We start from the raw sequence: 19,398 nt of genomic DNA on the forward strand, positions 1-19,398 counted from the left end.
TGCCAGGCGCGGTCACGGTCGGCGGGCCATCCGGGTCGTTGCGGCGAGTCGCCGGTCGGTGTCGTCCGGCGCCGTGGACATGAGGGACCGCAGTAGCGGAACGCCGAGAATCCCCATGACGACGAGACCGTAGATCGCGGAAAAGCGGAGTTCGGACGCCTGGAGGAACACACTGTGGGCAAGTGCGGAGCCGAGCCACGTCCACAGGAACAACGCGATCGGAACGGTGTCGTGCCGGGGTGAGAGACGTCTCGAGCGGGAATCGAACACCAGCAGGACTGTGGCCATCGCCGCGGCGACCACCACCCAGCCCGCGTAGTTGGTGAGGGGAATGTGCGCGATGCCGGGCAGGCCGCCGCCGTTGCACCACACCCATTGGCCGTCCGCGACCATCTGCGGGTCCAGGTACAGGTCCCAGCCCACCATCCCGACGGTGACCGCGGCGACGCGGCCCGGCGCCGTACGGGTGATGCGTGTGGCGACACACCACACGGGGTAGAGGCCGGCGGTCCAGGCGAGAGGAACCACGAGCGGTACGTCCGCCACGGCCGGACCGATCCGGTCGATCGCGTAGGCGTAGCAGCCGTACGGGTAGCCGGTGGCGGTCCCGATCAACTCGGAGGCGAAACCCCCGCCCGCGGAGACCACGAACAGCACCGCGGCCCAGCCGAGGCCACGGCGCGCGGCGGCATGGGTGAGCGACGCTGCGGCGAGCAGGAGCACCACCGCGACCGTGACCCGGTCCCGCGCGGCTCCCTCGGTGAGCGGATAGGCGATCTGGGCGGCGACAGCGCACGCGGCCAGCACGACCGGCACGGCCGTCTGCCACGTCGGGACCCTCCACCCGGTGCCGACATCCGTCACCGTGAGATCCGGTTCCAGGTCCGCCGCAGTACACCGCCCCGTGCATCCGCGAGCACCGTCCGCGCGGCACTGCGGCCGCTGGCGCCGGAGACCCCGCCGCCCGGGTGGGTCGACGCGCCCGTGAGATACATGCCGGGAGCGTCGGGCACCCGGTAGCCGGACAGTTCGGGCAGCGGACGCCACAGGAACATCTGGTCGAGCGACATCTCGACGTGCATCACGTTGCCCCCCAGCAGGCCCAGTTCGCTTTCGATCGAGGCGGGAGTCTGCACGTACCGGTGCCGGACACTGTCGGTGAAACCGGGTGCGCGCAATTCCATCTCCGCGAGGATCCGGTCCGTCTCGCTCTCGGCGACCTCGTCCCAGGTGCGTCCGCCGCTGAGCCGGTACGGATGCCACTGCGACCACAGGGTCACCTGGTGCTCGCCCTCGGGGGCGATCGTGGGGTCGATCGCGGAGAAGCTCATCCCGAGCACGGAAGGGCGCGGCGGCAGTTCGCCCGCCATCGCAGCACCGTGTGCGAGGCGAAGGTGCGCGCGATCGTCGACGAGCAGTTGCAGACCGGTGGTGGTGTCGGCGGGATCGTCGGCACCGAGGTAGCGGGGAAGAGCATCGGTACCGAGGCGGAGCACCATTCCGATGCCCGGTCCCACCCGTACCGCGCGGCGCCAGCGTGTCAGTGTGTCGGGGTCGTAGCCGCCCTGTCCGAGCAGATCGAGGGTGGTGAGGATGTGGCACCCGGCGATCACGGTGCGAGCAGTGAAGGTGTTACCCGACGCGGTGCGCACCGTCCACGTCGACCCGGTCCGGCGGATCTCCGTGACGGCATCGCCACAGGTGACCGATCCGCCGTCCGACTCGAGGCGGGAGAGGAGTGCCTGGGTCAAGGCGCCGCTCCCGCCGATCGCCCGGCCCGGTGGAAGCGTATGCATGAGCGCGGCGAAGCCGACCATGGCGGCGGTGCCGGGTTCGGACATCGGCGGCCCGGACTGTGCGCCGAACCAGGCGAGCGCGGCCTTGAGCGGTTCGTCGTCGAAGTACTCGTCGAGCAGGGTGTCGCCCGTGGTGAGGAAGCGGCGCGACAGTGCGCTGCCACCGTCCTTCGCGTCCAGACCCCAGAACGACGACAGCAGATGCCGGCCGGTCGGGGGGTTCGCAAACGACTTCATGACGGCGGCGCTGCGCGGTCCCCAGTCGGTCACGAAGCGGCGGTAGGCGTCGGCCTCCCGTTTGCCGGCCGCCTTTTCGATCGACACGCAGGTCCGGTCGAGGTCGCGGTGGAACACGATCCCGGGACGGTCGGTGTGGGGGGGCGGAGGCGCGAACGCCCACGGATCGCAGTCCAGATATCTCAGCCCGTGTGCGGCGAGGTCGAGTTCCTCCACGATGCCGGAGTGCCGCACCATGATGTGCGCCGATGACCCGCGGTCCACCGCATAGCCGGGAAATCGTTCGACGGTGGACACGGCCCCGCCCGGCACGGTGTCACGTTCGAGGACGTGGACCGACCAGCCCTCTCGGGCCAGATAACACGCCGACACCAGCGCGTTGTGTCCCGAGCCGACGACGAGCGTATCCAGAACTGGCGTCATGAGGGTCCTGTCAAGCGGGAGGGGCGAGATGTGGTTCGAGCGGAAGCGTGCGGCCGAGGACGGCGAAGGGCCGCGCGTCGCCGGTGAAGACGAATCTACGTACGACGTCCACGAAGCCGAAGCTCCGGTACAGGCGCCACGCACGATTGTCCTCGCCCGGGACCTCCGGGGTGGAGAGCAACACGGTGCGTTCGGTGCGGTCGCGGAGCAGTCGGTACAGCAGTGCCCGGCCGAGGCCGAGGCCCTGGATATCGGGTCGCACGTGCAGTTCGGTGAGTTCGAAATAGTCACCGAGGACCGAATCTATGTAGTCCTGCGTCCGGCCCGTGTGCCGCATCCCGGTGCGGACCTGCTGGTTCCACCACTGGTGCGGGTCGCCGCGGTATCCGTAGGCGATGCCGACGAAGGTTCCGGGGTCCTCGGGAAGTGCGACCGCGACGGCCTGCCATCCGGCGCGCCCTGCATGTTCGGACCACATCGGTGCGCGATGCTGCTCCGTCCCGCGCGGGTATCTCATCGCGGCTACATAGACCGCCAGCAGTTGGGGCAGGTGTGCCCGGAACGCCGCGGGGGACAGGTCGACGAAGATCGGTGCGCCGCGAGGGGGTTCGGGACGACGGTCGTTGCCCGTCTCGGCGGGCGGTTCGTTCGATGGGTTCACAGAGGATCGATGCTCGTCTGGGATCGGGGGCCGCCTTCTCTTGACGGGTTGTCGGTAGGTCCGGTTATCATTCAATACGTCGAACGCATGTTCGATACCGGTGATCCGGTGATGTTCGAGGGAAGCGAACATCCCCGGATCACTCCGGGCACTACCGGAACACCGGTAATACCACCACCGAGACCACGGTGGTGGGTGGCACTACCGGACACCGGTGGTGAGGTCGAGGAGGTGCACGGCATGTCCACCATAGATTTCGGCATACGAGGACCACGCCACGTTCCGGGCGAGTCGTCCCGCGGCTCCGCGCGATGCGCCGGGCATTCGACATCCGCCCGCGCGGCCACGCTGCTCCGCAAGGCGGACGCACTTCTGTCCGCGGCTGCCGGTGCAGACGCCCCTCCCGAGCGCTTCCGGCTCGCCTATCTCGCTGCGCTGCGAGGTGCGGGCGCGGTGGTGGCGGCGGCGGAGTTGCGCGCCCCGACTCGTCCGCTGCGCCGGCCCGGTACCCGCAACGCGTGGCTCTTGATGGCGCGCGCCGACGAGTCGTTCGCGGTCTGGGCGGATTACTTCGCCGATCGCTCCGCCACGCGCGCCGCGGTCGAAGCCGGGGTGGCGCGAGCGGTGGATGTCGACGAGGCCGGTGGGTTCTACGACGAGGTGGGGCGCTTCCTCCACGACGTCGAGGACTATCTCGCCAGTGAAGAAGGTGCCGAAATCGCCTCTACGCGGTGACTTTTGTCCCCATCCGGTCTCCGTTTTCGTGAGGCGTCCGGGAACTCGGCCACAGAGTTGGTGGTCCCGGGGGAGATGTACTCGTATTATCAACACCAGGCGGCCGTCAAAGTCGGCCCCCCGTCGGATTCACCCAGAATTCGGTGGCCACCGTTTAGTGCCGGGGGAGGTACCGTGCCACTCTCCGAGCACGAGCAGCGCATGCTCGATCAGATCGAGAGCGCGCTCTATGCTGAGGACCCCAAGTTCGCCTCGACCGTCCGCGGGAAGCGGCTGGGGATGGCGTCGAATCGACACCGGCTACAGGCCGGTGTGCTGTTCGTCTTGGGATTGACACTGTTGATCGCTGGAGTCGCGTTGCCGGTCAAGCCCGGTGGATTCCCGGTCATCAGTTTGCTCGGGTTTCTGGTGATGTTCGCGGCTGGTGTTCTGCTCCTGGTAGGCGGTCGTCGACGATCGAATGCGGGAGATGCACCCACCCGGCCTGCTTCCGGGAGGACCGGCGGTACCGGACCTCGGGGCGGCAAGAAATCCGGCGGAGGGTTCACCCACCGCATGGAGGAGCGTTTCCGAAGGCGCTTCGAACAAGACTGACGCATCACCGCTTCACACGTACTACGGCGCGACCCGACGGGTCGCGCCGTAGTCGTTTCCGGGGAGGTTCGCGACCTGCCGGGCGACCTGCCCCGGCCCGTATCTCCACCGCCCCCCACCTTCCGGCTCGGTGTCCACGGTTGCCATCCGGCACCGTCGCCCTACCTGGGCTTTTGCTCGGATTCGTGTGATGGAGATCGCACCGGAACGTCGGCGTGTTCGGCGTCGCCGGCCGGGTGACGAAATCGCCCCCACTTTCCGCCACCACGAGTGAGCTGGAACTTTTGCCGCAACACACACGAAACGGGTGCGGTAATCGGGCTGCGGTGGGGGAAAGTGGGGTACTGTGGGTCGCGGCGGGAGGCAGGTGAGCCCGTCATAGACGAAAGATCCGTCCGACCAAGGCGGGAGGTGCCGAGTGTTCCTCGGTACCTACACGCCGAAGCTGGACGACAAGGGCCGGCTCACGCTGCCGGCGAAATACCGAGACGAGCTGGCGGGAGGGCTGATGATCACCAAGGGGCAGGATCACAGCCTCACCGTGTTCCCTCGGGAAGAGTTCGCTGCCTTGGCGGAGCGCGCTGCGGGTGCTTCTCGCAGCAACCCCCAGGCTCGCGCGTTCCTTCGGAGCCTCGCTTCGGGGACGGACGAGCAACGTCCGGACGGTCAGGGTCGCATCACCTTGTCCTCGGCGCACCGCAAGTACGCGGGGCTGACGAAGGACTGTGTGGTGATCGGCTCGGTCAAGTATTTGGAGATCTGGGACGCCGAGGCGTGGGACAGCTACCTGGCCGAACACGAAGAGGACTTCTCCGAAGCGAGAGACGAGGCACTGCGCGACATCCTGTGACCGCGACATTTCGTGACGGAGCCACGGCTGCGCGGCGAATGCCGCGAGGTCTCTGCCCGACGCCGGCCCTGACGCACTTCCCCAGCGCCAGGTTCGGACAGGGAAGCCCTGACGCACTTCCCCAGCGTCAGGTCTCCCGCGCTCGGACAGAGACCTCGAGGCATTCGCCGTCGCCGTATCCGGAACCAGTGCGACACCGAGCATCTCGATCGAGTAACCGACAGACCGTATGCGGCCCGAGCAGGATTCCGGAGGAGACATGGTGGACGGCGAGGACGAGTCGACCGCGGACGAGCACGGAGAATTCGGGCATGTCCCTGTCCTTCTCGGCCGGGCCATCGAGATCCTCGGCCCCGCGATCGAAGCGGTGGGCCCCGGCGGCGAAGGTGCGGTCTATGTCGACGCCACGCTCGGTCTCGGCGGGCACGCCGAGCACTTCCTGAGGACTTATCCGGGTCTACGCCTCGTCGGACTCGACCGCGACCCCGATGCGCTGTCGATCGCGCAGAATCGGCTCGCCGAGTTCGCCGATCGCACCGACTTCGTGCACACGCGATACGACGGCTTCGCCGACGCGCTCGAGCAGTGCGGTCTCGACAGCGTCGGGTCCGTACACGCCGTTCTGTTCGACCTCGGAGTCTCGTCGATGCAACTCGACGAGGCGGAACGGGGTTTCGCGTACTCGAAGGACGCTCCCCTCGATATGCGGATGGATCCCACCACCGGCATCACGGCCGCGGACGTGCTCAACACCTACAGTCACGGCGACCTCGCGAGGATCCTCCACACCTACGGGGAGGAACGCTTCGCGGGCAAGATCGCCTCCGACATCGTCCGCACCCGGGAGAAGACCCCGTTCCGCACCAGCGGCGAACTCGTCGAACTGCTCTACCGGGCGATCCCCGCTGCGGCACGCCGTACCGGCGGCCACCCCGCCAAGCGGACGTTCCAGGCGCTGCGCGTCGAGGTCAACAGCGAACTCGACTCGCTGCGTGACGCGATACCCGAGGCCCTCGACGCGTTGGCGGTAGGCGGCCGGATCGTCTTCATGTCGTACCAGTCCCTCGAAGACCGGGTGGTGAAGCAGGAACTCGCTCCTCGCGCGAAATCGCGCAGCCCCGAGGGACTCCCGGTGGAACTGCCGGGGATGGGACCCGAGCTACGCATGTTGACCCGTGGCGCCGAGCGCGCCTCGGACGACGAGATCGAGATCAACCCACGTTCGGCTCCCGTCCGCCTGCGTGCTGCAGAACGAATCGCCAGGAGGTAACCGATGACCGTACAGGTGGCGTCGTCGCCCCACCGCGGGCCGGCTCGATCCACGGCGGCGCAACGCGCATATCAGCGCCGGCACCAGCGTGCCGCGCAACTCGGTGTGCCCGTGGCGCAGACGCGTGGACGTACCACCGGTGGCGGTCGTGTCCGGACCCGAATCCCGTTCGTAGCCACTATTCTCGCTCTGCTCGGGGTGGGTATGGCCGCGACGCTCCTGCTCACGAGCGGTGCCGCGGAGGACACCTACCACCTGAGCACCGCGCGCGCCCACAACGAGACTCTGATTCAGCAACGGGCAGTGCTGCAGCGCGACGTCGAGGCAGGCAACTCCGCACCCGTACTCGCCGTGGAAGCCGCGAAGCTCGGCATGATTCCCAGTACGCAGGCGGCGCGGATCGTCGTCGCCGAGGACGGATCCGTCGGCGTCGTGGGAGAAGCCGTCCCCGCCCAGGGCGCTCCGCCGGCTCCGCTCAACCGCGGGCGGCAGAGCACCGAGACACGGGGACAAGCGCCCCTGTCGGGTAGTGCCGGCGTCGAAAGCCCGCGTCCGCTGTCCGAGGTCGGTGAAGAACCGACCCCGCGGCCGAGCGGAACGGACGCGCTGGCCGAGAACGCTGCGCCCCGCCCGGCGGAACCGCAGGCCGCCGCCACGCCGGAGCTCCCGAATGCAGGGACACCCGGGGTGGAAGCGGAACAATTGGTGCCCGTGAGCGAGATGCCCCGACCCGAGGACGCCGCGCCACGAGCCGCCGAGGCTCCGGGCGCCGGGCAACCGGCGGAGCCCGAGGACGGGCGCCGGTGACGCGAGGCTCCACCTCTCGCCGTGTACCGCCGGGTCGTGCGACACCGGCAGCGCGCGGCGGCGCCCGACGCGCTCGAAAGGGTCCGGCTCGGGGCGGTTCCACCGGCTTCGAGTTCCGGACCAAGGTCGGGCGCGGGGTCATGTTCTTGGCGTTGGTCACCGTCGCCGTGCAGTTGCTGATCGTCCAGGTGTTCCAAGCGCCGACGCTGTCGGCCGAGGCTGCAAGCCAGCGGACCACCCGTCTCGTCGAACCTGCCACCCGAGGGACGATCGCCGACCGCAACGGAAATCCCATCGCGTACACGATGGAAGCGAAAGCGCTGACTTTTCAGCCGGTCCGCGTCCGAAAAGAACTGGAAGAGGCACGCGAGAAAGACCCGTCGGCGCCTGCGACCGACGAGTATCTCGAGGGCGTCGCCAAGGCCGTGCACAAGGCACTGGGTACGGCGGCACCCGAGAAGGACGTCCTGGAGAAACTCCAGAGCGACGAGAGTTTCGTCTATCTCGCGCGCGGGGTCGACCCGGGTGTCGCAGCCGAGATCGTCGAGGAATACGACATGGTCGGTCTCGAACGGCAGGACATCCGGCTGTATCCGGGCGGTTCCCTCGCCGCGAACATCGTGGGCGCGACCGGCTGGGACGGACACGGGCTCATCGGCCTCGAAGCGTCGATGGATTCGATGCTCGCCGGTACGGACGGCTCGTCGACCTACGACCGCGGTTCCGACGGTGCGGTGATCCCGGGCAGTTGGCGTGACCGGCAACCCGCCGTGAACGGATCGTCCGTCGAACTCACGATCGACAACGACATCCAGTACTACGTCCAGCAGCAGGTGCAACGTGCCCGCGACCTGTCGGGTGCGAAGAACGCCTCAGCGGTCGTGCTCGACGCGCGCACCGGCCAGGTGCTCGCGATGTCCAACGACAACACGTTCGACCCGTCGATCGGGGTGGCCGACAACCCGCCCGATGCGGAGCAGGGCAACCTCGCGGTGAGTTCCCCGTTCGAGCCCGGGTCGGTGAACAAGATCATCACCGCTGCTGCGGCCATCGAGGACGGTCTCACGACTCCCGCCGAGGTACTCCAGGTGCCCGGCACCATCACCATGTCCGGTGCCACGGTCAAGGACGCGTGGGACCACGGGGTGGTCCCGTACACCACGACCGGCGTGTTCGGAAAGTCCTCGAACGTGGGAACGCTCATGCTCGCGGAGCGGGTCGGTGAGGACCGCTACGCCGAGATGCTGCACTTGTTCGGACTCGGGCAGCGCACCGAGGTGGGCCTGCCGGGCGAATCCGCCGGTCTGGTACCCAGCCGCGAGCAGTGGTCCGGTGGCACCTTCGCGAACCTGCCCATCGGGCAGGGACTGTCGATGACGCTGTTGCAGATGACGAGCATCTACCAGGCGATTGCCAACGACGGCGAACGCGTGCCTCCGCGGATCGTCCGGGCGACGATCGGACCGGACGGGTCTCGGGAGGAGACACCCCGGCCGGACCCGGTGCGTGTCGTGAGCCCGCAGACCGCCGCGACCGTGCGCGACATGTTCCGGTCGGTGGTGCAGGACGACACCGGTAACCAGCGCGGGACGGGCACCGGAGCCGCGATCGAGGGTTATCAGATTTCGGGTAAGACGGGCACCGCCCAGCAGATCGACCAGAACTGCAAGTGCTACTCGAATTCGGACTACTGGATCACCTTCGCCGGTATCGCCCCGGCGGACGATCCTCGGTACGTCGTCGGCATCATGCTCGACGCGCCGACGCGCAGTGCCGACGGTTCCGGCGGGCAGTCGGCCGCGCCGCTGTTCCGCGACATCGCGTCGTGGTTGCTGCAGCGCACCGGAGTCCCGCTGTCCACCGATCCGGGGAGCAAGTTGATCCTGCAGATCGACTGATCGCCCGACCGCCTGCTGTCCTTACCCGGGCACGTCGGTAACGTGATACGCCGGAACGAACGCAACCGTTGAGCCCGGCAGCAGACGCTGCGGCGATAGTGAGAGGAACCTGGTGCCTGTGTCATCGAGTCCGGATCCGACGCCTCCGGAGGAGGGCCGTCGGCCCGAACATCCACCGGTGACGCGGATCGAGGATCTCGCCGCCGCGATCGGCGCCGAGCTGACCGCGGTGGGGAACGAAGCGCCGACCGGGGACACCACGGTGACCGGCATCGATCTCCGGGCGCAGGGCATCCGACCCGGCGACATCTTCGCGGCCCTGCCCGGTGCACGCGCGCACGGCGCGTCCTTCGCGGCCGAGGCCCTCGACAGGGGTGCCGTCGCCGTCCTCACCGATGCGGAGGGACGCGACCTCGTCGCTGCAGTCGCCTCCGGCCCCGTCGCGGTCCTGGTGCATCCCGACCCTCGTTCGGTACTGGGCGCAGCCTCGGCGACGGTGTACGGACATCCGTCCCGCCGGATGCGAGTCGTCGGCATCACCGGTACCTCCGGCAAGACCACCACCGCATATCTCGTCGAAGCCGGACTGTCCGCGGCCGGGCGTGTCGCCGGATTGGTGGGCACCGTCGAGACCCGCATCGACGGCATCCGGATCCCCAGCGCCCTGACGACGCCGGAAGCTCCGCAACTTCACGCTCTGTTCGCCGTCATGCTCGAACGCGGTGTCGACACCGTGGTGATGGAGGTGTCGAGCCATGCGCTGGCACTCGGACGCGTCGACGCCACGGACTTCGACGTCGGTGCCTTCACCAATCTGTCGCAGGATCACCTCGACTTCCACAAGGACTTCGAGGACTACTTCGCCGCGAAAGCGCGACTGTTCGCGCAGGACTCTCCGGTGCGCGCCGCACGCGCGGTGGTATGCGTGGACGATCCCTGGGGCGAGCGGATGGCCGAGCTTGCCGCGGCCGGCCGTGCCGGCGAGGACACGGTGTGGACGCTGGGCACCGCACCGGGGACCCTGGCCGATTGGACGGTCTCCGACGCGACCACCGGCCCCGACGGGGCGCAGGACTTCACGCTGACCGGACCCGGCGGCGACGGGCACCGGGTATCGGTCGCTCTGCCCGGACGGTACAACGTCACCAACGCCGCCCTGGCGGCAGCGATCTGCGATGCCGTGGGCGCCGACCTCGACGCCGCGATCCGCGGCATCGCGACCGTCTCGGTTCCCGGACGGGTCGAACGTGTCGAGCGAGGACAGGACTTTCTCGCGATCGTGGACTACGCCCACAAACCCGCCGCTCTCTCGGCGGTGGTGGACACCCTGCGTGGCAGTGCCACCGGCCGGATCGCGGTCGTCGTCGGGGCCGGGGGAGACCGAGACCGCGGCAAGCGACCGCTCATGGGTGAGGTCGCCGCTCGCGGAGCCGATCTGCTCATCGTGACCGACGACAATCCCCGAAGCGAGAACGCCGCCGCGATCCGCGCGGCTGTGCTCGACGGGGCATGGGCCGTCCCCGACACCGAACGCGGCGACATCCTCGAAATCGGCGACCGTGCGGCCGCCATCGATGCTGCCGTGCAGTGGGCCCGCCCGGGTGATGTCGTCCTCGTCGCCGGTAAAGGCCACGAGACCGGTCAGGAAATAGACGGTACGAAGCATCCTTTCGACGACCGAGAGGTGCTGGCCGCGTCCATCGACCGCCGCAGCACCTCCGGGTACGACGGTCACATCCCGCCCGCTGTGGGCGGACCGCATCACGGAGGCACTGCATGATCCCGATGACACTCGAACGCATCGCGGAGGTGGTCGGGGGAACGCTCTACGACGCCGATGATCCGTCCGCCGAGGTGACCGGCACGGTGGAGTTCGATTCCCGGAAGATCGGCCCCGGGGACCTGTTCCTCGCGCTGCCCGGCGCCCGGTCGGACGGCCACGACCACGCGGCCGCAGCGATCGCGGCCGGGGCGGTCGCGGTGCTTGCCGCGCGACCCGTCGGTGTTCCCGCGATCGTGGTGCCGGCGCTCGCCCCCACCGACACCAACGCGCTCGCCCTCGAGCACGACGCCGACGGATCGGGCGCTGCGGTGCTCGCGGCGCTGGCGGCTTTGGCACGGTCGGTCGTCGACACCCTCACCGAACGCGGGCTGACAGTCGTCGGCGTCACCGGATCTGCCGGCAAGACGTCGACGAAGGACCTGCTCGCGGCGGTGCTCTCACCCCTCGGCCAGGTGATCGCCCCGCCTGGATCGTTCAACAATGAACTGGGTCATCCGTGGACGGCATTGCGCGCCACCGAGGACACCCGGTTCCTCGTCCTGGAGATGTCCGCGCGCGGTCGCGGGCACATCGCGACACTCGCCGCCATCGCACCGCCGAAGATCGGCGTGGTGCTCAACGTCGGCACCGCGCACCTCGGCGAGTTCGGGTCGCAGGAAGTCATCGCCCAAACGAAGGGCGAACTGGTCGAGGCACTGCCCGACGCCTCGGAGGGTGGCGTCGCGGTGCTCAACGCAGACGACCTCCTCGTGGCGCAGATGGCAGCGCGCACAACGGCACGCGTGGTGTGGGTCGGCAGCGGAGACTCGGCCGATATCCGCGCCGAAGACGTGCGCCTCGACGACGAGGCGCGGGCCTCGTTCACCGCCGTCTTCCGTGAGGACGCGGGGGAGCGCCGCGTACCGGTGACCCTCGCGGTACACGGTGAGCACCAGGTCTCGAACGCCCTGTCGGCCCTCGCCGTCGCGGTCGAGTGCGGTGCGACCCCCGAGCAGGCCGCCGGAGCTCTCGCCGCCGCATCACCCGTATCGGCGCACCGTATGGCGGTGCGCACGCGCGCCGACGGCGTCACGATCATCGACGACGCCTACAACGCCAACCCGGATTCGATGCGCGCGGGTATCAAAGCCCTGGTGACGATGGCGCGAGCCGGAAACACCCGTCGCCGCACCTTCGCGGTGCTCGGCGAGATGGCAGAACTCGGCGACGACTCCGTCGTCCAGCACGACGCGATCGGCCGGCTCGCGGTCCGGCTCGACGTCAGCCGCGTCATCGCGGTCGGACCCACGAGACAGGTCCGCGGGCTCTATCAGGGCGCCGTGATGGAAGGCTCCTGGGGCGAGGAAGCCTGCCATGTCCCCGACGCGGACGCCGCGCTCGCCGTTCTCCGTGAAGAACTGGAGCCGGGCGACATCGTTCTCGTCAAGGCGTCACAATCGGTCGGACTGTGGGTGGTGGCCGATGCCCTGCTCGGCGACCCCGCCGACAACACCGCTGCTACGGGGACGGAGGACGCCCGGTGAGACAGATTCTCTTTGCCGCAGGTATCGCACTTGCGGTGTCGATCCTGCTCACCCCGGTCCTCATCAAAGCCTTCTCCCGGCAGGGCTTCGGCCAGGAGATCCGGGTGGAGGGACCGCAGAGCCATCAGTCCAAGCGAGGCACGCCCACGATGGGCGGCGTCGCGATTCTCGCCGGCCTGTGGGCCGGATACTGGGGGTCGCACCTGATCGGCCTGGGCTACGACGCTCAGGGACCCACGGCGTCGGGCCTGCTCGTCCTCGGCCTGACCACCGCGTTGGGCGGTGTCGGTTTCCTCGACGACTTCATCAAGATTCGCAAGCAGCGCAACCTGGGTCTGAACAAGACGGCCAAGCTCGTCGGCCAGCTGGTCGCAGCCGTCGCCTTCGGCATCCTCGCGCTGCAGTTCCGCAACAGTGACGGACTGACGCCCGCCAGCACCGACCTGTCGTACGTGCGCGACATCGCCACGGTGTCGATGGGTTCGATCGTGTTCATTCTCTTCGTCTATCTGCTGGTCAGCGCGTGGTCGAACGCGGTGAACCTCACGGACGGACTCGACGGGCTCGCCGCGGGATCGATGGCGCTCGTGCTCGGCGCGTACGTGATCATCACGTTCTGGCAGTACCGCAACGCGTGCGTGGTCGAACCGACCGCCGGGTGCTACGACGTCCGCGATCCGCTCGACCTCGCGTTGCTATGTGCGGCCGCAGCGGCCGCGTGCATCGGCTTCCTGTGGTGGAACGCCGCTCCCGCGAAGATCTTCATGGGCGACACCGGTTCGCTCGCGCTCGGCGGGATGCTCGCCGGTCTGTCGGTTACCACCCGTACCGAACTGCTCATGGTCGTCATCGGCGCGTTGTTCGTCGCCGAAGCCGCATCGGTGGTCATCCAGGTGGCGGTGTTCCGGTCCAGCCGACGGCGCGTGTTCCGCATGGCGCCGTTCCATCACCACTTCGAACTCGGCGGATGGGCGGAAACCACGGTCATCATCCGGTTCTGGTTGCTCGCCGCCATCGCCTCGGCGATCGGCCTCGCCCTGTTCTACAGCGAGTACCTCGCGGCGATCGGGGACTGACGCCATGACCTACGATCTCGAGCGACTGCGCGGAGCCCGCGTCCTCGTCGCGGGTGCCGGGGTGTCGGGTCGAGCGACGATCGCGCCGCTGTCCCATCTCGGCGCCCACGTCACCGTCACGGACCGCAACGCCGACGCGCTGGCACGATGTGCCGAACTGGGAGCGGACACTGTCGAGCTGGACAGCCTGCTCGAAGACAATGCGTCGCTGCGTGATTTCGCCCTGGTCGTCACGAGTCCCGGTTTTCCGCCGAGCGCACCGCTGTTGTCGCGGGCGGCCGGTGCCGCCCTTCCCATCTGGGGCGATATCGAGTTGTCGTGGCGCATCGACCGGGCGGAGATCTACGGCCCTGCCCGCAGGTGGCTGGTCGTGACGGGCACCAACGGCAAAACCACCACGACGACGATGCTGCACGCGATCCTCGAGGCTGCCGGTATCCCCAGCGCAGCCTGCGGCAACATCGGTCTGCCGGTGCTCGACGTGCTTCGCCGCGGTGAGCCCCGCGCCGACGTGCTGGCTGTCGAACTGTCCTCGTTCCAGCTGCATTGGGCGCCGTCGGTGCGGCCCGACGCAGGCGTGATCCTCAATATCGCCGAAGACCATCTCGACTGGCACGGCGGCATCGAGAACTACATCGAGGCGAAGCTCGGCGCACTGACCGGCACCGTCGGGGTGCTCGGACTCGACGACCCCATCGCCGGGTCGCTGCGTGACCGGTCGCGCGCGGTCTTCACCGTCGGATTCACGCTCGGCTATCCCGATGCCGGCGAACTCGGGATCAGCGGCGACGTTCTCGTCGACCGCGCGTTCGCGGATTCCGCGGTTCTCGCGTCCGTCGACGACGTCACTCCGCCCGGGCCCGCGGGCCTGTCCGACGCACTGGCTGCAGCCGCGCTCGCGCGTGCCATCGACGTTCCGGAATCAGCCGTGCACGACGGACTGCTGCGGCACCGGGTCGGACCGCACCGTGCCGCACCCGTCGGGGTCGTCGACGAGGTCCTCTACATCGACGACTCGAAGGCCACCAACCCGCACGCCGCACGCAGTTCGCTGCTTGCCCACGATCGCGTGGTGTGGATCGCGGGAGGCCTCCTCAAAGGTGCCCGCGTCGACGATCTCGTGGTCGAGGTGGCACCGCGGCTCTCGGCGGTGGTGCTGCTCGGACGTGACGCGGGCGAGATCGCCGACGCACTCACGCGACACGCACCCGAGGTCCCCGTGGTGCTGGTGGACACGCGCGACGATGGTGCGATGATCAGTGAGCTCCCCGGTGAGTCGCGAGTGCAGGCCGGACCGAGACGAGTCGCCGTTCCGGGCGCCGACGCACCCGCGGCGATGCGCGTCGCCGTGCAGGAGGCGGCCGCGCTCGCACGGCCCGGTGAGGCGGTGCTGCTGGCACCGGCCGCCGCGTCGCTCGACATGTTTGCCGACTACGCGCAACGCGGTCGCAGTTTCGTCGCCGCTGTGGAAGAACTCCGCCGGGGCGGGACCGAGCGGTGATCTCGAAGCCAGGCCGAGCGGCCCAACGTCCGGCCGTGGAGGCCCGCGGCGGACGGGTCGGGGCGTGGATGGCCCGGCCACTCGCATCGTTCCACCTCGTGGTGACGATCGCGGTGTTGCTCACCGTGCTCGGCCTGGTGATGGTGCTGTCGTCGTCCAGCGTCGGGGCTGTGGTGTCGGTGGGGTCCGCCTACGGGTTGTTCACCTCCCAGCTGGTCTTCGCCGCGATCGGCATGGTCATCTTCTACATCGCGTTGCAGATACCGGTGCGGGTGCTGCGGAAGTACTCGTTCGTCGCGTTCGCAGCGTCGGTCGTCGCGCTCGTCCTGGTGCTCATCCCCGGCATCGGCACCCTCTCGCAGGGCACGCGAGGCTGGTTCGTCGTCTTCGGGGTGTCCCTGCAGCCGTCCGAGGTCGCCAAGATCACGCTCGCATTGTGGGGCGCCCACCTGCTGGCATCGCGACGCGCAGAGCACTCCACGCTCAAGGAGATGCTCGTCCCGCTCCTCCCCGCCGCGCTGGTCGTGACGGGGCTGATCGTGCTGCAGCCCGACCTCGGTACCACGGTGTCGCTGGTCATCATCGTGCTGGCGCTGCTGTGGTTCGCCGGGTTGCCGCTCAAGGTGTACATGGGGATGCTCGGGACGGCGGTCGCGCTCGCGGCGATCCTCGCGGTGACCGCCGGTTACCGCTCACAGCGTGTGCGCGCCTTCTTCAATCCGGGCGACGATCCTCAGGGCAGCGGGTATCAGGCACGCCAGGCCAAGTTCTCGCTGGCGGACGGGGGGCTGTGGGGCCGCGGCCTCGGCCAGAGTCGCGCGAAGTGGAGCTACCTGCCGAACGCGCACAACGACTTCATCTTCGCGATCATCGGCGAAGAACTCGGTTTTCTCGGCGGCGCCGCGGTCATCGGACTGTTCGGCTTGTTCGCCTTCGTCGGGCTCCGCGTCGCGATGCGGTCGATCGACCCGTTCCTGCGTCTGTTCACCGCCACGGCGACCACCTGGATCATCGGCCAGGCCTTCATCAACATCGGTTACGTCGTCGGTGTGCTCCCTGTGACGGGTCTCCAGTTGCCGCTGGTGTCCGCCGGTGGCACTTCGACCGCGACGACACTTCTCATGTTCGGGTTGATCGCCAATGCTGCCCGCCACGAACCGGAGGCCATCGCCGCGCTGCAGGCGGGCCAGGACGGCCGGTTCGCGCGGCTGATCCGGTTGCGGCAGCCGGAGCCATACCTGCCTCCCCGGGGCGGAACGCGTACCGTCACAGCACGGGCAGCGCAGCGCCGTGGAGACCCGCGGGGCGCCGGCCGGGACGATCGTGGCCGGTCTGCCGGTGCGGGCACTCGGACGCGCCGGGCGCCCGCCCGGGTGGACGGTGCACCCACGCGCAGAGCCGAACCCACACGGGAACCGGGCCGTGCCGCCCGTCAGAAGACCGCCCGCACCACACGCGGTGCGAATGGACGAACCGGAGAGCGAGGGAATCGTAGGTGAGTGGGGAGAAGTCTGCCCTGTCCGTGGTGGTGGCCGGAGGTGGGACCGCCGGCCACATCGAACCGGCACTCGCCGTGGCCGATGCCGTCCGGGAACTCGTGCCCGATGCGAGGATCACCGCGCTCGGCACCGCGCGCGGGTTGGAGACGACGCTCGTGCCGCGGCGCGGGTACCCCCTCGAGCTGATTCCGCCGGTGCCCCTGCCGCGCAAGCCGACCCTCGACCTGGCGAAGTTGCCCGCTCGTGTGGTGGCGTCGGTGCGCCGCACCCGCGAAATCCTCGACGAGGTCGATGCCGACGTGATCGTCGGGTTCGGTGGATACGTCGCGTTGCCCGCCTATCTCGCCGCCGGGGCCGGACCGCTCCGCAGGCGCCGCCGCATCCCCGTCATCGTGCACGAGGCCAACGCGAGCGCCGGTATTGCGAACAGGATCGGCGCACTGCGGGCCGAACGGGTACTCGCGGCAGTGCCGGGATCGGGGATCCTCCGCCGCGGTGACGCGCAGATCGTCGGCATTCCGGTGCGCTCGTCCATCACCCGTCTCGACCGTCGTGCGCTGCGCGCCGAGGCGCGCCGCCACTTCGGGCTACCCGACGACGTGCCGGTGCTGCTCGTCTTCGGCGGATCCCAGGGCGCACGCTCGCTCAACGAGGCGGTCGTCGGGGCATCCGGCGCGCTGGCCGAGGCGGGGATCGCCGTGCTGCATGCGCACGGACCGAAGAACACCGTGAGCGTTCCGGCCCATCCCGGTCATGCGACCGCGCCGTACGTGGCGGTGCCGTACCTCGAGCGCATGGACCTCGCCTACTCGGCGGCCGACGCCGTCGTGTGCCGTTCGGGGGCGATGACCGTCGCGGAGGTGTCGGCCGTGGGACTGCCCGCGGTATACGTGCCGCTTCCGCACGGCAACGGGGAACAGGCACTCAACGCCCGTCCCGTCGCTGCCGCCGGGGGTGCGATGATTGTCGCGGACGGCGATCTGACGCCCGAGTACATTGCCGGCACTGTGGTCCCGCTCCTGCGCGACCGGCAGCGAATCGACGAGATGGGTCGGCGTGCAGGCGCGGCCGGACACCGCAGTGCCGCCGACGAAGTGGCACGAATCGTGCTGGACGTGGCCGGTACGGAACCGAACAGGAGCGAACGATGAGTGCGCAGTTGCCCGCAGAACTCCAGCGGGTGCACATGGTCGGGATCGGCGGCGCCGGAATGTCCGGTATCGCACGCATCCTCCTGGCTCGCGGCGGACAGGTATCCGGGTCGGACGCGAAGGAGAGCCGCGGGGTGCTCGCACTGCGCGCGCGCGGCGCCCAGGTTCGCATCGGGCACGACGCCAGCGCCCTCGACCTGCTCGAGGGCGGGCCGACCGCGGTGGTCACCACGTTCGCCGCGATCCCGCAGAACAATCCCGAACTGGTCGCAGCACGGCAGCGCGGTATTCCGATCCTGTTGCGGCCCACGGTCCTCGCATCGTTGATGCGCGGGCACCGGACGTTCCTCGTCTCCGGTACACACGGCAAGACCTCGACCACCTCGATGCTGGTGGTCGCGCTGCAGCACTGTGGGTTCGATCCGTCCTTCGCGGTCGGCGGTGAACTCAACGAATCCGGCACCAATGCTCACCACGGCAGCGGGGACGTGTTCGTCGCCGAGGCCGACGAGAGCGACGGCTCGCTCCTGCAGTACGACCCCGACACCATCATCGTCACCAACATCGAGCCCGACCATCTGGACTACTTCGGCACTCCCGAGGCCTACACCCGCGTGTTCGACGACTTCGTCGCGCGTCTGCCCGACGGCGGGCTGCTCGTGGTGTGTCTCGACGACTCGGGTTCGGCCGCGCTCGCCGAGCGCGTCGTCGCATCGGGCCGCAGCGACCTGCGCGTACTCGGTTACGGCACGTCCGATGTCATCGGCACGGATCCCGAATACCGGGGCGTGCCCGTCGGCGTGCGACTGCTGAACTGGGAAGCCAAGGACATCGGCGGTGTCGCCGAGTTCCACCTCACCGGCGAAGAGGCGCCGCGCACGGTGCGCCTGTCGGTGCCCGGCCGGCACATGGCGCTCAACGCTCTCGCAGCGCTGCTGGGGGCACTCGACGCCGGCGCACAGGTCGACGAGGCGATCGAGGGTCTCGCGGGATTCGGTGGGGTACACCGCCGTTTCCAGTACACCGGCCGCGAACACGGCGTGCGGGTGTTCGACGACTATGCGCACCATCCCACCGAGGTCCGGGCCGTGCTGGCTGCGGCCGCCGAACTCGTCGCGGGGGAACCGCTGCGGTACACCGAATCCGGGACGGAACGTCCCCGGGTGATCGTGGTGTTCCAGCCCCACCTGTATTCGCGGACCGAGACGTTCGCCACCGAATTCGGTGCAGCGCTCGATCTCGCGGACGAGGTGGTCGTCCTCGATGTGTACGGAGCCCGTGAGGAACCGATTCCGGGGGTGAGCGGCGCACTGGTCGCGCGGGCGGTGACCAAGCCGGTGCACTATCAACCGGATCTGTCCGCGGTGCCCCGTCAGGTGGCGAACCTCAGCCGACCCGGTGACATCGTGATCACCATGGGCGCGGGCGATGTCACGATGCTCGGCCGGCAGATTCTCGACGCCTTGCACAGCAGGCCCAGCAGGTTCCGGTCCACAGCTTCCGGACCGGAGTCGGCAGGCTCGTGACGCCCTCCTCCACTCGAACGCGGGATCGACGCGACCGAAACACCGCCCGGCGTCCGTCGGGTCGTTCC

At 69.0% G+C, this 19,398-nt stretch carries 17 protein-coding genes; 13 read left to right on the top strand and 4 right to left on the bottom strand.

Annotated features, from left to right (window positions below; all coding sequences use genetic code 11):
- Positions 1 to 12: 12 nt before the first annotated feature.
- The 3 genes from ACFWU2_RS15315 to ACFWU2_RS15325 are packed head-to-tail and all read right to left on the bottom strand — an operon-like array spanning position 13 to position 3,117.
- Positions 13 to 864, bottom strand: coding sequence for a carotenoid biosynthesis protein (locus ACFWU2_RS15315; RefSeq protein ID WP_378607626.1), 852 nt, complete (start codon positions 862 to 864; stop codon positions 13 to 15).
- Complete coding sequence (locus tag ACFWU2_RS15320) at positions 861 to 2,456, bottom strand: phytoene desaturase family protein (protein ID WP_378607628.1); 1,596 nt, start codon at positions 2,454 to 2,456, stop codon at positions 861 to 863. The genes ACFWU2_RS15315 and ACFWU2_RS15320 overlap by 4 nt, the downstream gene beginning before the upstream one ends.
- A 10-nt stretch (positions 2,457 to 2,466) precedes the next feature.
- Positions 2,467 to 3,117 carry a GNAT family N-acetyltransferase gene (locus ACFWU2_RS15325; RefSeq protein ID WP_378607630.1) on the bottom strand — a complete coding sequence of 217 codons (651 nt, stop codon included), beginning with the start codon at positions 3,115 to 3,117 and terminating at the stop codon, positions 2,467 to 2,469.
- A 195-nt stretch (positions 3,118 to 3,312) separates the two neighbouring features.
- Here ACFWU2_RS15325 and ACFWU2_RS15330 point away from each other — a divergent pair, with 195 nt between their 5' ends.
- Both ACFWU2_RS15330 and ACFWU2_RS15335 read left to right on the top strand, forming a co-directional pair.
- Positions 3,313 to 3,852, top strand: a complete 540-nt coding sequence (locus ACFWU2_RS15330) for an SAV_6107 family HEPN domain-containing protein (protein WP_378607632.1) — start codon at positions 3,313 to 3,315, stop codon at positions 3,850 to 3,852.
- A gap of 174 nt (positions 3,853 to 4,026) precedes the next feature.
- The gene (locus ACFWU2_RS15335; protein WP_169620171.1) at positions 4,027 to 4,446 is read left to right on the top strand and encodes a DUF3040 domain-containing protein; all 420 of its coding nucleotides are present in this window, start codon (positions 4,027 to 4,029) and stop codon (positions 4,444 to 4,446) included.
- 21 nt (positions 4,447 to 4,467) lie between these two features.
- Here ACFWU2_RS15335 and ACFWU2_RS15340 read toward each other — a convergent pair whose 3' ends face one another.
- Complete coding sequence (locus ACFWU2_RS15340; protein ID WP_378607634.1) at positions 4,468 to 4,593, bottom strand: hypothetical protein; 126 nt, start codon at positions 4,591 to 4,593, stop codon at positions 4,468 to 4,470.
- Between the two features lie 271 nt (positions 4,594 to 4,864).
- Here ACFWU2_RS15340 and mraZ point away from each other — a divergent pair, with 271 nt between their 5' ends.
- The 11 genes from mraZ to murC all read left to right on the top strand — a co-directional run bounded on the left by mraZ (position 4,865) and on the right by murC (position 19,330).
- A complete protein-coding gene (mraZ, locus tag ACFWU2_RS15345; RefSeq protein ID WP_169653065.1) occupies positions 4,865 to 5,296 on the top strand; it encodes a division/cell wall cluster transcriptional repressor MraZ in 432 nt (143 codons plus the stop codon).
- Between the two features lie 259 nt (positions 5,297 to 5,555).
- Positions 5,556 to 6,566, top strand: coding sequence for a 16S rRNA (cytosine(1402)-N(4))-methyltransferase RsmH (rsmH, locus tag ACFWU2_RS15350; protein WP_378607637.1), 1,011 nt, complete (start codon positions 5,556 to 5,558; stop codon positions 6,564 to 6,566).
- Positions 6,567 to 6,569: 3 nt separating this feature from the next.
- On the top strand, positions 6,570 to 7,373 hold the full coding sequence (locus ACFWU2_RS15355) for a hypothetical protein (RefSeq protein WP_378607639.1): 804 nt from the start codon (positions 6,570 to 6,572) through the stop codon (positions 7,371 to 7,373).
- Positions 7,370 to 9,271, top strand: coding sequence for a peptidoglycan D,D-transpeptidase FtsI family protein (locus ACFWU2_RS15360; protein WP_378607641.1), 1,902 nt, complete (start codon positions 7,370 to 7,372; stop codon positions 9,269 to 9,271). Before ACFWU2_RS15355 ends, ACFWU2_RS15360 begins: the two co-directional genes overlap by 4 nt.
- Before the next feature lie 118 nt (positions 9,272 to 9,389).
- The gene (locus tag ACFWU2_RS15365) at positions 9,390 to 11,051 is read left to right on the top strand and encodes a UDP-N-acetylmuramoyl-L-alanyl-D-glutamate--2,6-diaminopimelate ligase (RefSeq protein WP_378607643.1); all 1,662 of its coding nucleotides are present in this window, start codon (positions 9,390 to 9,392) and stop codon (positions 11,049 to 11,051) included.
- Positions 11,048 to 12,577 (top strand): UDP-N-acetylmuramoyl-tripeptide--D-alanyl-D-alanine ligase, encoded by a 1,530-nt coding sequence (gene murF / locus ACFWU2_RS15370; protein ID WP_378607645.1) that lies wholly within the window; start codon positions 11,048 to 11,050, stop codon positions 12,575 to 12,577. Before ACFWU2_RS15365 ends, murF begins: the two co-directional genes overlap by 4 nt.
- Positions 12,574 to 13,653 (top strand): phospho-N-acetylmuramoyl-pentapeptide-transferase, encoded by a 1,080-nt coding sequence (gene mraY / locus ACFWU2_RS15375; protein ID WP_378607647.1) that lies wholly within the window; start codon positions 12,574 to 12,576, stop codon positions 13,651 to 13,653. Before murF ends, mraY begins: the two co-directional genes overlap by 4 nt.
- Positions 13,654 to 13,657: 4 nt before the next feature.
- Positions 13,658 to 15,154, top strand: coding sequence for a UDP-N-acetylmuramoyl-L-alanine--D-glutamate ligase (gene murD / locus ACFWU2_RS15380; RefSeq protein WP_378607649.1), 1,497 nt, complete (start codon positions 13,658 to 13,660; stop codon positions 15,152 to 15,154).
- 68 nt (positions 15,155 to 15,222) lie between these two features.
- The gene (ftsW, locus tag ACFWU2_RS15385) at positions 15,223 to 16,653 is read left to right on the top strand and encodes a putative lipid II flippase FtsW (protein ID WP_378608045.1); all 1,431 of its coding nucleotides are present in this window, start codon (positions 15,223 to 15,225) and stop codon (positions 16,651 to 16,653) included.
- Positions 16,650 to 17,804: an undecaprenyldiphospho-muramoylpentapeptide beta-N-acetylglucosaminyltransferase gene (murG, locus tag ACFWU2_RS15390; RefSeq protein ID WP_378607650.1), complete on the top strand. Its 1,155-nt coding sequence runs from the start codon at positions 16,650 to 16,652 to the stop codon at positions 17,802 to 17,804. The genes ftsW and murG overlap by 4 nt, the downstream gene beginning before the upstream one ends.
- Positions 17,801 to 19,330: a UDP-N-acetylmuramate--L-alanine ligase gene (gene murC / locus ACFWU2_RS15395; RefSeq protein ID WP_378607652.1), complete on the top strand. Its 1,530-nt coding sequence runs from the start codon at positions 17,801 to 17,803 to the stop codon at positions 19,328 to 19,330. Before murG ends, murC begins: the two co-directional genes overlap by 4 nt.
- The last annotated feature ends 68 nt before the right edge of the window (positions 19,331 to 19,398 follow it).

This window comes from Rhodococcus sp. NPDC058639 (genome assembly GCF_042717545.1).
Classification (GTDB): domain Bacteria; phylum Actinomycetota; class Actinomycetes; order Mycobacteriales; family Mycobacteriaceae; genus Rhodococcus.